Annotated in this window: 9 protein-coding genes; 6 read left to right on the forward strand and 3 right to left on the reverse strand. The window is 64.5% G+C overall.

The window, feature by feature from the left end; genetic code table 11:
- Window positions 1–131 precede the first annotated feature (131 nt).
- Window positions 132–4,997: an NAD-glutamate dehydrogenase gene (locus IAE36_RS17405; RefSeq protein ID WP_201213689.1), complete on the reverse strand. Its 4,866-nt coding sequence runs from the start codon at window positions 4,995–4,997 to the stop codon at window positions 132–134.
- Between the two features lie 274 nt (window positions 4,998–5,271).
- Here IAE36_RS17405 and IAE36_RS17410 point away from each other — a divergent pair, with 274 nt between their 5' ends.
- Window positions 5,272–5,625 carry a hypothetical protein gene (locus tag IAE36_RS17410; RefSeq protein WP_201162712.1) on the forward strand — a complete coding sequence of 118 codons (354 nt, stop codon included), beginning with the start codon at window positions 5,272–5,274 and terminating at the stop codon, window positions 5,623–5,625.
- Between the two features lie 3 nt (window positions 5,626–5,628).
- Here IAE36_RS17410 and IAE36_RS17415 read toward each other — a convergent pair whose 3' ends face one another.
- Window positions 5,629–6,534, reverse strand: coding sequence for a LysR family transcriptional regulator (locus IAE36_RS17415; RefSeq protein WP_201213690.1), 906 nt, complete (start codon window positions 6,532–6,534; stop codon window positions 5,629–5,631).
- Between the two features lie 123 nt (window positions 6,535–6,657).
- On the opposite strand from IAE36_RS17415, the gene lysA reads away from it, so the two are divergent.
- From lysA to IAE36_RS17440, 5 genes are all read left to right on the forward strand, one after another.
- Window positions 6,658–7,893: a diaminopimelate decarboxylase gene (gene lysA / locus IAE36_RS17420; protein ID WP_201213691.1), complete on the forward strand. Its 1,236-nt coding sequence runs from the start codon at window positions 6,658–6,660 to the stop codon at window positions 7,891–7,893.
- A 189-nt stretch (window positions 7,894–8,082) separates the two neighbouring features.
- Complete coding sequence (locus tag IAE36_RS17425; protein WP_028632413.1) at window positions 8,083–8,805, forward strand: AraC family transcriptional regulator; 723 nt, start codon at window positions 8,083–8,085, stop codon at window positions 8,803–8,805.
- 81 nt (window positions 8,806–8,886) lie between these two features.
- Window positions 8,887–10,302, forward strand: coding sequence for an efflux transporter outer membrane subunit (locus tag IAE36_RS17430; RefSeq protein WP_201213692.1), 1,416 nt, complete (start codon window positions 8,887–8,889; stop codon window positions 10,300–10,302).
- 66 nt (window positions 10,303–10,368) lie between these two features.
- The gene (locus tag IAE36_RS17435; RefSeq protein ID WP_201213694.1) at window positions 10,369–11,511 is read left to right on the forward strand and encodes an HlyD family secretion protein; all 1,143 of its coding nucleotides are present in this window, start codon (window positions 10,369–10,371) and stop codon (window positions 11,509–11,511) included.
- Window positions 11,501–13,015, forward strand: coding sequence for a DHA2 family efflux MFS transporter permease subunit (locus IAE36_RS17440; RefSeq protein ID WP_201213696.1), 1,515 nt, complete (start codon window positions 11,501–11,503; stop codon window positions 13,013–13,015). Before IAE36_RS17435 ends, IAE36_RS17440 begins: the two co-directional genes overlap by 11 nt.
- A 47-nt stretch (window positions 13,016–13,062) precedes the next feature.
- Here the strand turns inward: IAE36_RS17440 and IAE36_RS17445 are convergent, their stop codons facing one another.
- Window positions 13,063–14,364, reverse strand: coding sequence for a cation:dicarboxylate symporter family transporter (locus tag IAE36_RS17445; protein ID WP_201162698.1), 1,302 nt, complete (start codon window positions 14,362–14,364; stop codon window positions 13,063–13,065).
- Window positions 14,365–14,425 lie beyond the last annotated feature (61 nt).

A 14,425-nucleotide genomic window follows, 5' to 3' on the forward strand; every position in this document is an offset into this window, starting at 1 on the left:
CAAACGTAGGAGCGAGCGCAGCTCGCGATGCGCCGCGCGGGCGGCGCTCGGCCTCACAGGCGCTGCAACCGTGACGGCGAACCAAAAAGCCCCGGCATCACTGCCGGGGCTTCTTCATTGCAGCTTTATCATCAGGACGGCAACACGGTCGCCTGCCCGCTCATGGCCAGATCGACCAGCTCGCGGTTGGCCACCGCGTACATCGCATAGTCGTGCCCTGTGGCACTGCGCAGGTCGTCCAGCATGGCACGCCAGCGCTCCACCATCACTCGGTGCTGCTCGGCCCACAATGCCACCCGGGCGTCCATATCCTGCGGTGCATCGACCATCTGCAGCACAGAAATGGTGATCGCCCGCTGCTGCAGGTCGATGTCGTCACGGAACGCCTCACGCGCCAGCGCCTGCCAGTTGTTCTCCACCGGCAGGTTGCTGATTTCCTGCAGATACCAGGTCAGGTCCAGAGCGCTGCCCACGGCGAAGAACGCCTTGGCCACCTGCGCCGGTTCATGGCCGGTGACATCAGCTGCTTCGATGATCGGCAGCAGCGTATAGAGGTGGCTGGTACCGGCGACCATGCGCGCCAGCAGCTCAGGGACGCCGGCATCGACAAAGCTCTGGTAGCGAACCATCCAGCGTTCCCGGGTCGGGCCCTCCAGCAGTTCGTCCAGCTTCAGCCCCAATTGCGCGATCTTCGGCCCGAAGTGCGCGCAATCGCGCCCGGCGTCCTGCTCGTTGCGGCGGCTGCGCAGGAACCAGCGGGTAGCACGGCGGCCCAGGCGCATCAGCTCGTCCATCAGGGTCAGCTGGACCTCGGCAGGCACCTGGTAGTCCAGCGCCTCGATCTGGCGGAACCAGTGCGGCAGGTGGAAGATGTCACGCACGATCACATAGGCACCCGCGACGTTCGCCGGGCTCATGCCAGTGGACTCCTTCAGGCGCTGCACGAAGGTGATGCCCATGTTGTTGACCAGGTCATTGGCGATCTGGGTGCTGACGATTTCGCGCTTCAGGCGGTGACGGCGCATGGCCTCGGCGAACTTGCTGACCAGCGACGGCGGGAAGGCGGTTTCCATGTCGCGCGTCAGGTAGTCGTCATCCGGCACCTGGGACTTGAGCAGTTGCTCCTTGAGGTCGATCTTGCTGTAGGAGATCAGCACCGACAATTCGGCACGGGTCAGGCCCTGCCCCGCGGCCAGCCGTTCGGCCAACTGCTCTTCGGACGGCAGGAACTCGATGGCGCGGTCCAGCTTGCCCCGGGCTTCCAGGTCTGCCATCAGGCGCTTGTATTCGGCAATGCGCTCGCGCACCCGGCGGGCCGCCAGCGACAACGCCTGGGTCTGCTTGTAGTTGTTGCCCAGCACCAGGGCGCCGACTTCGTCAGTCATGCTGCCCAGCAGCTGGTTGCGCTGCTTCTCGGTCATGTCGCCACCCTGCACCACTTCGTTGAGCAGGATCTTGATGTTGACCTCGTGGTCGGAGCAGTCCACGCCGCCGGCATTGTCGATGAAGTCGGTGTTGGTAGCACCGCCGTGCAGGCCGAATTCCACCCGGCCAAGCTGGGTCATGCCCAGGTTGCCGCCCTCGCCCACCACCTTGCAGCGCAGCTCGTTACCGTTCACCCGCAGCGCATCGTTGGCTTTATCGCCAACGTCGGCATGGCTTTCACTGCTGGCCTTGACGTAGGTGCCGATGCCGCCGTTCCACAGCAGGTCCACTGGCGCCTTGAGCAGGGCGTTCAGCAGCTCGGTGGGGGTCAGCCGGTCGGCTTCGATGGCGAAACGTTCCTTCATCTGCGGGCTGATGGCAATGCTCTTGGCACTGCGGGGGAAGATGCCGCCGCCTTCGGACATGATGCTGGTGTCGTAGTCGGTCCAGGCCGAGCGCGGCAGCTCGAACAGGCGCTTGCGCTCGACAAAGCTGGAGGCCGGCTCCGGGTTGGGGTCGATGAAGATGTGCAGGTGGTTGAACGCGGCCACCAGTTGCAGCTTGTCGGACATCAGCAAACCGTTGCCGAACACGTCGCCGGCCATGTCGCCCACGCCGATGACAGTAACCGGGTCTTTCTGCACATCAATGCCGCGCTCACGGAAGTGGCGCTGCACACCCACCCAGGCACCCCGGGCGGTAATACCCATTTTCTTGTGGTCGTAGCCGGCCGAGCCGCCCGACGCAAAGGCGTCGCCCAGCCAGAAGCCGTAGTCGATGGCAATGCCGTTGGCGATGTCCGAGAAGGTGGCCGTGCCCTTGTCGGCCGCCACCACCAGGTAGGGGTCATCGTCGTCGTGGCGCACCACGTTGGCAGGCGGCACCACGCCACCGTCCTTGAGGTTGTCGGTGATGTCCAGCAGGCCGGAGATAAAGATGCGGTAGCACGCCACGCCTTCGGCGGCGATTTCGTCACGGCTGCCACCCAGCGGCAGGCGCCGGGGCAGGAAGCCGCCTTTGGCACCCACCGGCACGATGACCGAGTTCTTCACCTGCTGCGCCTTCACCAGGCCCAGCACTTCGGTGCGGTAGTCTTCTTCACGGTCCGACCAGCGCAGGCCACCCCGGGCCACGTTGCCGAAGCGCAGGTGCACGCCTTCAACACGGGGGGAATAGACGAAAATCTCGAACTTGGGCACCGGTTTAGGCAACTCGGGCACCAGCTTCGGGTTGAACTTGAAGCTGAAGTAGGCCTTGTTCTGGCCGTTGGCGTCGGTCTGGTAGAAGTTGGTGCGCAGGGTGGCCTTGATCAGGTCCAGGTAGCGCCGCAGGATGCGGTCTTCGTTGAGCACCTGAACGTCATCCAGTGCGCTCAGGATGGCCTGCTCGAGGCGCTGCTGCTTGTCATCCAGGTCGTCCAGGGTGAGCTTGCGCGCCAGGTAGAAGCGCGTCTTGAACAGGCGGGTGAGCTCGCGCGCGATATCGGTGTGGTTGTTCAGCGTGCTGGCGATATAGCCCAGGTCGAAGCCCAGGCGAATCTGCTTCATGTAACGGGCGTAGGCACGCAGCAATGCCACGTCACGCCATGGCAGGCCGGCAGTCAGCACCAGGCGGTTGAAAGCGTCGTTCTCGGCATCGCCACCAACGATGTGGATAAAGGCATCCTGGAAGGTATCGTTGAGCTGCTGGATATCCAGGCTCAGGCCTTCGCTGTAGGTGAAGGCGAAGTCGTGGATCCAGTACTCGCGGCCATTGGCATGGCGCAGGCGGTAGGGGAATTCACCCAGCACGCGCAGGCCGAGGTTCTCCAGGATCGGCAGCACGTCGGACAGCGCCAGTGGGGTATCGGCATGGTACAGCTTGCAGTGCAAGGTGCGCTCGCCCACCCGGGTCAGCGGCTGGTAGAAGCTCATGGCCAGCGGCTTGCTTTCCGACAAGGCCAGCACGTGCTGCAGGTCGACCACCGCCGAGTGCGCGGCGAAGCGCTCACGGTAACCCGCCGGGAACCCTTTGGGGAAATCGGCAAGGATGTTGGTGCCCTGGGCCTCGCCGAAGTTTTCCACCACCAGGGCAGAGAAATCGTCCTGCCACGAACGGCAGGCCTGCACCACTTCGCGCTCAAGCTGCTGCGGGTCGATGTCGATGCGGTTTTTCGGGTCCACCCGCAGGATCAGCTGCACCCGGGCCAGTACCGACTCGGAGAAGAACGTCCAGAACTCGCAGTCGCTGGCCTTCAGGCGCTCCATCAGCACCTGCTGGATCTTCTGCCGCACTTCGGTGGAGTACACCTCGCGGGGGACGTAGGCCAGGCAGTAACAGAAGCGCCCGTAAGGGTCCTTGCGCAGGAAGACGCGGATCTTGTTGCGCTCCTGGATCTGCACGATGGCCATGACCGTGCTGAACAGCTCATCGATCGGGGTCTGGAACAGGTCGTCACGGGGCAGCACTTCCAGTACCTGGGCCAGCTCCTTGCCCAGGTGCGCCTTGGCGTCAAAACCGGAACGACGCTCCACTTCGGCAACCTTGCCGCGGATGTAGGGGATGGCATGCACGCTCTCGCCATATACCGACGAGGTGTACAGGCCCATGAAGCGGTGTTCCTTGAGCACCCGGCCGTCGGCGTCCAGCTGGCGGATGGACACATAGTCTGGGTACGCCGGGCGGTGCACTCGGCTAGGCAGGGCAGCCTTGGCGAACGACAGCAGCAACGGCTCGTTCAGGTAGGCTACCGCGTAGTCTTCAATGCGCAGCTCTTCGGCCGTGAGGCCCACCCGCAGGCGCCGGGGCAGGCCCAGGAACGACTGTTCGTCATAGACCATCTGGCCGCCATCGGCGGTTTGCTGGACGGTGAACTCTTCGTAGCCCAGGAAGGTGAAGTGGTTGTCCAGCAGCCATTCGAGAAACGCCGTTACCTCGGCTTTTTCGTGCTGTGCCGGGCCGAACGCGGTCTGCTCGACCTGGGCAACCACCTCACGCAACTTGGCCTTCATCGGCTCGAAGTCGGCCACCGCAACGCGCACTTCAGCCAGCACCTGCTCGATCTCGCGGGCCAGTACATTCAGCTCGGCGGCGTTTGCGCAGCGGTCGATCTCCAGGTACATCAGCGACTCGTGGCCGACGCCCTCGCCCTGGCTGCCTTTTGGCAGCAGTTCGAGCAGTTCGCCCTTGGCGCCACGGCGCACGCTCAGCACGGTGGTTTGCAGGGTATGAATGCTGTAGCCGCGGCGGTTGAGCTCAGTGCGTACCGAATCTACCAGGAACGGCAGGTCGTCGTGCAACACCTCGACCACGGTATGGGTCGATTGCCAGCCATTGCGTTCGTATTCGGGGTTGTACACGCGCACCACGGGCTGGGCGGGGTCGAACCGCTCGATGACGCGCCAGGCCGAGAGGGTGCAGCCGGCCAGGTCGGAAAGCCTGCGCTGGGTGAGTTCGTCCAGTGAGATGATGCCGAAGAACTGCTCGGCGAACAGCGCCACTTGTGGCAGGGACTGTTCGCTGATGTGCTGCGCCAGGGCCGCTTGCAGTTGATGCTGGAAGTCGGCTTTGCTGGCTGCGGTGAAGAACGCCATCTGTGGTACTCCGCTTGGGCTTTGTAGTAGTTGAAGCGTCGCTGCGTGCGCCGTGCACGGGTCTACCATAGCCAACCCGTGCCAAGGCGAACGGTGAAATCAGGCGTTGAACGTGCGCAGGCACGCCCAGGGCTGGGCGAAGCTTACCGAGTGACCGGTCATCAAGGCTTGCAGCGCTGCGACAATTTCGTTCAAGGGGCGGTAACTTTACGTTTATGCCTACCAGCAAGACTGTCAGAATTCCCTTCCGTTTCCTTTGATCCGAGCCCTTGCCATGCAAATCGATACCGCCCTGCTGTTCGCTACCCCTTGCGATGACGAGGAAGACAACATGGCTACCCTGTGCTGCCACAGTGACAAGGGCCAGATGTTCCTGCTGACCCGCTACCCGGACGAAGACACGGTGGACCTCACCCTGGACGACGAGCCGTCGACTCTGGATGGGCTGAAAGTGACCCTGAGCGCCCGTCGCCTGCTGATCGAAGTGGCCGCCGGCGACCGCGATGCCCTGAAGGGCGACGAGGTGCTGCAGATCAACCTGACCAGTGAGCTGAGCGACCTGGATGAGGTCAGGCAGACCCTGGAAAACATCCTGGATGGCACCGGTACGTTTGTCTGCGACCTTTGATGCCTAGCGCAGGGCAAGCTGCATCTGCCTGGCCTGCTCGCGCAAGGCATCGCAGAACGGCGCCACGGCGGTGGAGGCCGGGCGGTGGTCTGGCCGGATCAACATGACCTTGTAGGGCACCTGCACCTGCAGCCTTCTGATCGGCAACCCAGCCTGCGCCGCCTCCAACCCGCTCAGCGGGTTGATGATCGCCACGCCCAGGCCTTGCCTGACCATCGCGCACACGGATGCCGCGCTGGTGGTTTCGATCACCGTACGCCGGTTTACCCCGGCCGCGCGGAACTGCTGGTCCAGGCGCTGGCGGTACGTGTCGAGGCTGGCCAGGTTGATGAAGTCGACCTCGTGGAAGTCACTGAGCGCGAGCTCGGCCTTGGCCTGCAGCGGGTGATGCTCGGGCAGCACGCACACCATGTTGGCGCTGAACAGCAACTCGCCATACGCGCCACGGGGCACCTGCTCGATTTCTGTCAGGCCAAGATCGTGCTGCTGGGCAACCAGTGACTCCTCCAGCAGCGGTGACTCCTGCGCCAGGATGCTCACGCTGACGCCCCGGTGCTGCTGATGAAAGCGCTGGCAGGCTCTGGGCAATAACGTCTGCGAGAACAGGGGCAGGCAAGTGATGGCCAGCCGGCCTTGCTCGAAGTTGCGGATGGCCTGGGCGAAGCGGTCAATCCGCTCCAGCCCCACATACGCCCGCTCCACCTCCTGGATCAACAACAGCGCCTGGGCAGTGGCTACCAGCCGGCCACTTTCCCGCTCGAACAGGTGCAACCCCGAAACCTGCTCCAGGCGAGCAAGCTCGCGGCTGACGGTGGGCTGCGAGGTGAACAGCAGCCGCGCGGCGCCTGTGACGCTGCCGGCAGCCATGATGGCGCGAAACACTTCAATGTGGCGGGCAGTGAGTGGCATGGCAATTCCGGAAATAATGGACGGGCATATCAAAAATGAATGACTAACCAAAGAAAAGCTATTTTTATGAATCGAAGGTTTCGCCCATGCTGCTTACCCTTGCCACCTAAGAAGAACCTGACCATGACTGCACCCTTCACCCTGCTTGCCGACGCCGTTCGCCAGCATGGCTCGCCGCTTTGGGCCTATGACGCCGCCACCATCGCCGAGCGCGTCAGCCAGCTGCAGGTATTCGACACCGTGCGATTTGCCCAAAAGGCCAACCCCAACCTGCATGTACTGCGCCTGATGCGTGCCCACGGGCTGGTGCTGGATGCCGTCTCACTGGGTGAAATGGAACGCGCCTTTGCCGCGGGCGCTCGCGTGGATGGCGAACCTGCCGGGGTGGTGCTGACCTGCGATGCGCTGGACCGGGCCACCCTCGAGCGCGTGGTGGCCGAGCACATCGAGGTGAATGCGGGCTCCATCGACATGCTGCGCCAGTTGGGTGAACGTTCCCCAGGGCACCGGGTGTGGATCCGCATCAACCCGGGCTACGGGCATGGGCACAGCCGCAAGACCAATACCGGCGGTGAAAACAGCAAGCACGGTATCTGGCACGAAGAACTGGACGAGGCACTGGCGTGTATCCGGGCCTACGGTTTGCACCTGGTGGGCGTGCACATGCACATCGGCTCCGGGGTGGATTACCAGCACCTGGAGCAGGTGGCCAGGTCGATGATCGAGCTAGTGGGCCGCCTGGGCACCGATATCGAGGCATTTTCCATCGGCGGCGGGCTGTCCACGCCGTACCGCAGCACGGACAAACCGGTTGACCTGCAGCGCTATGCGCAAACCTGGGCCGTTGCCCGCAAGGAAGTCGAAGCCATGCTGGGCCACCCCGTGCGTATGGAAATAGAACCCGGGCGCTTTCTGATAGCCGAGTCCGGCTACCTGGTGGCTGAGGTGCGCGCCGTGAAACAGGTGGGGCGCAACACGTTCGTCATGATCGACGCCGGCTTCAACGACTTGATGCGCCCGGCCATGTACGGGGCCTACCACCGCATGACGCTGCTGGACGCAAACGGCCAGCCCGTGGAGCGCCCACGGCAACCGACCGTCGTCGCCGGGCCGCTCTGCGAATCGGGTGACGTGTTCACCCAGGACGAGCACGAGCTGACGCCACAGGACCTGCCCCAGGCCCAGGTGGGCGACCTGCTGGTCATTCATGATGCCGGCGCTTACGGGGCGTCCATGTCGTCCAACTACAACAGCCGGCCGCTGCTGCCAGAGCTCCTGATCGAAGCCGGCACGTTGCGGATGATTCGGCGCAGGCAGACGCTCGAGGATCTGCTCAAACTGGAGTCTGAATGCTGCTGAAAACCTTGGGCGAGCGCGTAGACGGTTCGCCCAGCCTTGCTTGAGCAGTGGGCAGCCAAACAATTGAACATCGCTAATCACCCAATTGAAGCGATATTTGATCAATAAACCTTATGTATCAGCCATTCTGAGCAACCTTGAGCAGGTCTTACAGTCTTACAATTGGATCCATTATTGAGGACCCCCTGCATGCAAACGCTTGAAATGGACTACACCCACGGCGATGTCGTCGCCAGTCACTGCCACGCCCATGACCAGTTGATCTACGCGGCCAGTGGCGTGGTGCATGTCAGCAGCGAGCGCGGTAACTGGGTGATTCAGGGCGGCCACGCGCTATGGATGCCAGCCGGGGTCAGCCATGGCATTCGCACCGAGGGCGCGGTGTCCATGCGGTCCCTGTTGCTTGAAGCGCAGGTCGAAACCTGCCAGGTCATCGTGGTATCGGGTCTGCTGCGCGAACTGATACTCGCCGCCTCGCGCATGCTGGGCGTGCAGGATGGCGACCACGTACGGGCGCTGATCCTGGCAGAACTGGCCGGTGCCGTCCGCGTCGATACCTTCATCCCAATGCCCCGTCATGCACGCCTGCGCACCTGGTGCGAACGCTTCCTGCAGGCCCCCGCCCAGGACCTCACCCTGGAGCAATGCGGCCAGCAGCTGAACATGAGTGCGCGCAACGTGGCACGGCTGTTCCAGCGTGAACTGGGCATGTCCCATGGGCAATGGCGTGCCAGGGCGCGGGTAATGCTGAGCCAGCAATGCCTGGCGGCAGGCCAGCCCATTCTCGCTGTCGCCCTGGACCACGGCTACCAGAGCGCCAGCGCCTTCGCGGCGATGTTCAAGCGCATCCTTGGCTACGCCCCCAGCCAATGCCAGAACCCCCGCCCTGGCGAGCGCACATTGTCCTGCTGACGCGCAGGGTTGTCCCGCTTGCGGCAGCGCCGCCTGTGGCGCCCTCGCTAACCTCGCATCACACCTTCCGAGAGCGTCGTGATGCGTTTACTGCCAACCCTGCCCTCCCCCACACGGCTGGGCACCGTGATCGGCTTGAGCCTGCTGGCAGCCTGCGCCCGGCAGCCTGCACCCGACCCCACGTTCGCAGGCAGCCTGCCCAACCCGCTGGCCGATAGCCCGGCAAGCATCAGCCAGCAGCCAGTGCCCGGGCGGTGGTGGCAGTTACTGCGCGACCCGCAACTCGACCGCTGGGTCGAACAGGCCCTCGCCAACAACCAGGACCTGGCGCAAGCCAAGGCGAACGTGCAGGCCATGCTGGCAGGTATAGGTGAACGCCAGGCGCAGCGCCTGCCTGCCACCTCGCTGAACCTTGCCGCCACCTACGGCAAAAGCACCGATGACCAGACCCTCGCCGAGGCGACCCATACCCATGCGGCGGCCCAATGGCAGTTCAGCCCCGGTGTCGAGCTGGCCTACCAGGTGGACGCCTGGGGCCAGGTGCGGGCCGCCATCGAGCGGGCCTCAGCGCACGCGCAGGCGAGCGCGGCGGCCCACGATCTGCTGCGGTTGCAGGTAGTCGCCCAGACCACCCGGGCCTACGTGCAGCAGTGCGTCTACCAGGCCCGGATAGCAGCCGCGCACCAAGCCCTGAGTACGCTGGACAACAGCGTATGGCTCAGTGATCGTCAGCGCCAGGCTGGCGCCGCTACCGCACTGGACAGCGAGCGGTTGCTCAGCCTGCGTGACCAGGTGCGGGCACGGCTGCCAGTGCTTGAGGCCGGGCGCGACATTGCGCAGTTCGAGCTGAGCATGCTGGGCGGGCAGGCAACCGTTCAGGCGCAGCCGCCCTGCACAGCCATCCCCAGGCTCACAGGCCCGTTGCCAGCCGGCGATGGCTGGCACCTGCTTGCGCGCCGGCCGGACGTGCGCCAGGCCGAACGTGAGTTGCAGGCCGCGAGCCTGCAAACGCAGATCGCCAAGGCCGACCTGTACCCCAAAGTCAGTTTCGGAGCCCAACTCAGCGCCTCAGACCCCCGGCTGGGCAATGTGGGGGGCAGCCGGGCGATTACCTTCGGCATCGGCCCGTTGATCCACTGGGAATTCCCCAACCTCAAGGCCAACCGTGCCCGCCTGAGCAAGGCCCAGGCGCTGCAGCAAGCCCAGGTTGCCCATTACCAGAGCGTGGCGCTGGGGGCTCTGAAAGACGTCCGCCAGGCGCTGGCGCGCCATGACGCCACGCAGCAACGCCTGCAGGCACTGGCCAGTGCCCTGGCGCATAGCCAGCGCGGCTATGACCTGGCCCGCAGCAACCACCGTGCTGGCACCGTGGACGGCTTGGCACTGCTCGACAGTGAGCGCGAGCTGATCCGCCTGCAAGACCGCCACATCGCCGCCCAAGGCAGTGTTGCCAGTGCCCAGATCGAGTTGTTCCGCGCACTGGGCGGCGGCTGGTAAGCCTCGTCGCCGAACGGTAGTTCATTGCAACACACCCGCAACAGTCTCACCCAGGAAGCAACCACCATGAATGCTGCCGCACAAACCTCCACACCGGCGTCTACCGAGCCCCAGGCCCGCAGCCTGGCGAGCAGGCGCCTGATGTCAATGACTGCCGGTGCGGTGGGCCTGCTCGCCACGCTGGCGTTTACCTTTTACTGGGTGACCACAGGCCGCTACCTGGAAAGCACCGATGACGCCTATGTGCGTGCAGACTGGGTAGCACTCAGCCCGCGTGTGGCCGGTTATGTGGCCAAGGTGGAAGTGAACGACGACCAGCCGGTAAAAGCGGGTGATGTGCTGGTACGCCTGCAGGCACGCGACTATCGCGCCCGCCTGGGCAGCGCCATGGCCGCCGTGGCAGAAGCCAAGGCGGCAGTCACGGCGGCCCGGGCCCATCAACAGGTGGCGGCCGAGCGCATCAACCAGCAACAACAGGCTGTGCTCCAGGCCGAAGCAGCCGTACGCAGCGCCCGGGCCGAACGCCAGCGAAGCCAGCTGGACCTGCAGCGCTACCGCGGCCTGGTGCGCGACGAAGCCGCCACCCGGCAACGGCTGGAAAGCGCCAGCGCCCAGGCCAGCCAGGCGCTGGCCACCGAGCAAGGCGCCAAAGCAGCCTGGCGTGAGCAGCGGGCGCAGCAGCGTGTGGCCAAGGCCCTTGCCGCTCAGGCCGATGCCACACTGGAGCAACGCCAGGCTGCCCTGGCCCGTGCCCGCGCAGAACAGCAGTTGGCAGAGCTTGACGAGCAGGACACCGTTATCCGCGCCCCGATCGACGGCGTCGTCGGCCAACGCCGAGCGCGTGCCGGCCAGTACGTGGTGCCCGGCCAGCCACTACTGGCGGTTGTGCCGTTGCAGCAGGCCTACGTGGTGGCCAACTACAAGGAAACCCAGTTGACCCACATGCGCCCCGGGCAAGCAGTGCGCATTCAGGTGGACAGCTTCGCCGGTAAGCCACTGCAGGGGCACGTGGCGAGTTTCTCGCCCGCCTCGGGCAATGTCTTCGCCCTGCTGCCGTCCGATAACGCCACCGGCAACTTCACCAAGATCGTGCAGCGTTTTCCCGTGCGCATCCTGCTCGATTCACCGCTGCACGGCCCACTGCGGCCAGGCATGTCGGTGGTGGCCACCGTGGATACACGCGATGCGGAGCCTGCCGATGCGCCCTGAACCTGCAGTGCCGTTGCGTGCCTGGGTGGCCGTGCTGGGGGGCCTGTTCGGCTGCTTCATGGCGGGCATGAACGTGCACGTCACCAGTGCTGCCCTGCCGGAAATCCGCGGCTCGCTGGGCGCCAGCTTCGAAGAAGGCTCATGGATTTCCACCGCCTACCTGGTGGCCGAAATCGTGATGATTCCGTTGACGGCATGGTTGGTGGAGGTGTTTTCGCTGCGCAGGGTGATGTGGACCGGCTCCCTGATCTTCCTGATCGCCTCGGTGGCCTGTTCCTGGGCGCCCAACCTGGAGGCAATGATTGCCATCCGGGTTATCCAGGGTGCCGCCGGGGCCGTGCTGATCCCGTTGTCGTTCCAGCTGATCATCACCGAACTGCCACCCAGCCGCATGGCCATGGGCATGGCGCTGTTCAGCCTGGCCAACAGTGTGGCACAGGCGGCAGGCCCGTCCATTGGCGGCTGGCTGACCGATGCCTACTCCTGGCGCTGGATCTTCTACCTGCAACTGTTCCCCGGCATCGCCCTGCTGATGGCCATCGCCTGGTCGATCGACGCCAAACCCATGCAGTTGCAGTTGTTGCGCAAGGGTGACTGGCCTGGCATCGCGGCCATGGTGGTCGGCCTGGGAGGCTTGCAGGTGGTGCTGGAGGAAGGCGGCCGGCTGGACTGGTTCGGCTCGCCCTTCATCACGGGCATGAGCGTGGTGTCGGCGGCCGCCCTGGTGGTGTTCGTGGGGACGCAGTTGCTTGGCCGCCGCGCCTTCATCAACCTGCGCCTGCTGGGCCGCTACAACTTCGGCGTGGCCAGCCTGGCGATGTTCATCTTCGGTGCCGCCACGTTTGGCCTGGTGTTTCTGGTGCCCAACTACCTGTCCCAGATACAGGGGTTCAGCGCCCACGATGTCGGGGTCACCTTAATTGCCTATGGGGTGGTGCAATTGGTACTGGCCCCGCTGATGCCCCGGCTGATGGGCTGGACCAGTGCCAAGTTCATGGTCGCCAGCGGCTTTCTGATCATGGCCCTGGGGTGCTGGCTGGGGGCCAGCCTGAGCGCGGACAGCGCCGACAACGTGATCATCCCATCCACGGTGGTGCGTGGCATCGGGCAGCCGTTCATCATGGTGGCCTTGTCGGTACTGGCCGTGGCCGGGCTGGACAAGCGCGAGGCCGGCTCGGCGTCTGCGGTGTTCGCGATGCTGCGCAACCTGGGCGGTGCCATTGGTACCGCAGGGCTGACCCAACTGGTGGCGAGCCGCGAGCGCTTTCACAGTGCGCACATCCATGAGCACGTGACGGTATTCGAGCCCCAGGTGCAGGCCCGCCTCGGCCAGACGGTGCCCACCTGGCTGCCCCACCCGCAGCAGATGCTGGAAGGGCTGGCCGGGACCATTCGCCGCGAAGCCTACCTGATGGCCTACAGCGACGCGTTCTACCTGGCGTGCCTGGCACTGCTCGGCTGCGCGCTGGGGGCGCTATTGCTCAGAACACGCCCGGCCAGGTGAATGCCTGGGGCGCAAGCGCCCCGGCACGTTTTGCTGGGTGAATCATGTCAAAGCACGGCACCTGGCGCTCGGCCCAGCACGCGGGTGTATTCCTCACGCGCCGACTGCTCTGTGAACTCCCCCGCCCACTTGGCCACCACTACGGTCGCCACGCTGTTGCCGATGGTGTTGCAGGCTGCCATGGCCATGGACATGAAGCGGTATACGCCAAACAGCAGTGCCAGCCCTTCCACCGGCAGTATACCGATGGCCGTCACCGTGGCGGCGAACACCACAAAGCTGCCACCGGACACGGCGGCGGCGCCCTTGGAGGTCACCAGCATGATGGCCAGAATACCCAGTTGTTGCTCCCAGCCCAGCGGCACACCGTAGGCGTTGGCGATAAACAGCACGCACATCGACATGTAGATGGAAGTACCGTCGAGGTTGAACGCGTAACCGGTGGGCAACACCAGGCCAACGCTCTGCTTGGAGCAGCCGAAGCGCTCGAGCTTCTGCAGCAAGCGCGGCAATGCGCTTTCCGACGAGGCCGTGCCCAGCACGATCAGGATCTCGTCCTTGATATAACGCAGGAAGCGCCACAGGCTGAAGCCCGAGAGCCGGCACACGGCGCCCAGCACCACGAACAGGAAGAACGCGATGGCCAGGTAGAACATCAGCACCAGGTTGGCCAGCGACATGAGTACGGCCGAGCCATTGCTGCCCACCGCATAGGCAACGGAGCCAAATGCACCGAGGGGGGCGAACTTCATGATCAGGTTGATGAACTCGAAGAAGCATTCCGATACCCGGTTCAGGCCGTCCTCGATCACCACCCGGCGCTCCTGCTTGAGCGCCAGCAACGCGAAGCCGAACAACACCGCAATCACCAGCACCTGCAACAACTGCCCGCCGGCGAAGGCGCCGACGAAGTTGTCGGGGAAGATGCCGTAGATGAACTCGACCGTGGACGTGGGCGCATGCCCTTTGGCCACCGCTGCGCTGGCCGCCGCCGTGGCCGCCCCGCTGGCGTGGGCCCCGTGCATGCCCGAGCCGATGCCGATCAGGTTGCCCCACAGCAGCCCCAGCGCCAGGGCGAAGGTGGACAACAGCTCGAAGTACACCAACGCCCGCCAGCCCACCTTGCCGACCCGCTTTATGTCGCCGGCGGAGGCAATACCGTGCACCACGGTGAAGAACACCAGGGGTGCTACGGCCGTCTTGATCAACTTGAGAAAGATGTCCCCGAGCATCTTGAACTTGGCAGCGAGTTCGGGGGCGATGAAGCCGAAGGCAATACCGAGCAGCATTGCCGCCAGCACCTGGAACGTGAGGTCCTTGTACAGCGGCTTTTTCGAAGTGGAAGCCATGGTAGCGTTCTCATTGTTTTTGTAGGAAGTCACCCGTCATGGCCCGACCTGGCCGGGCAGC

This window comes from Pseudomonas sp. S36 (genome assembly GCF_016647875.1).
Lineage (GTDB): Bacteria > Pseudomonadota > Gammaproteobacteria > Pseudomonadales > Pseudomonadaceae > Aquipseudomonas > Aquipseudomonas parafulva.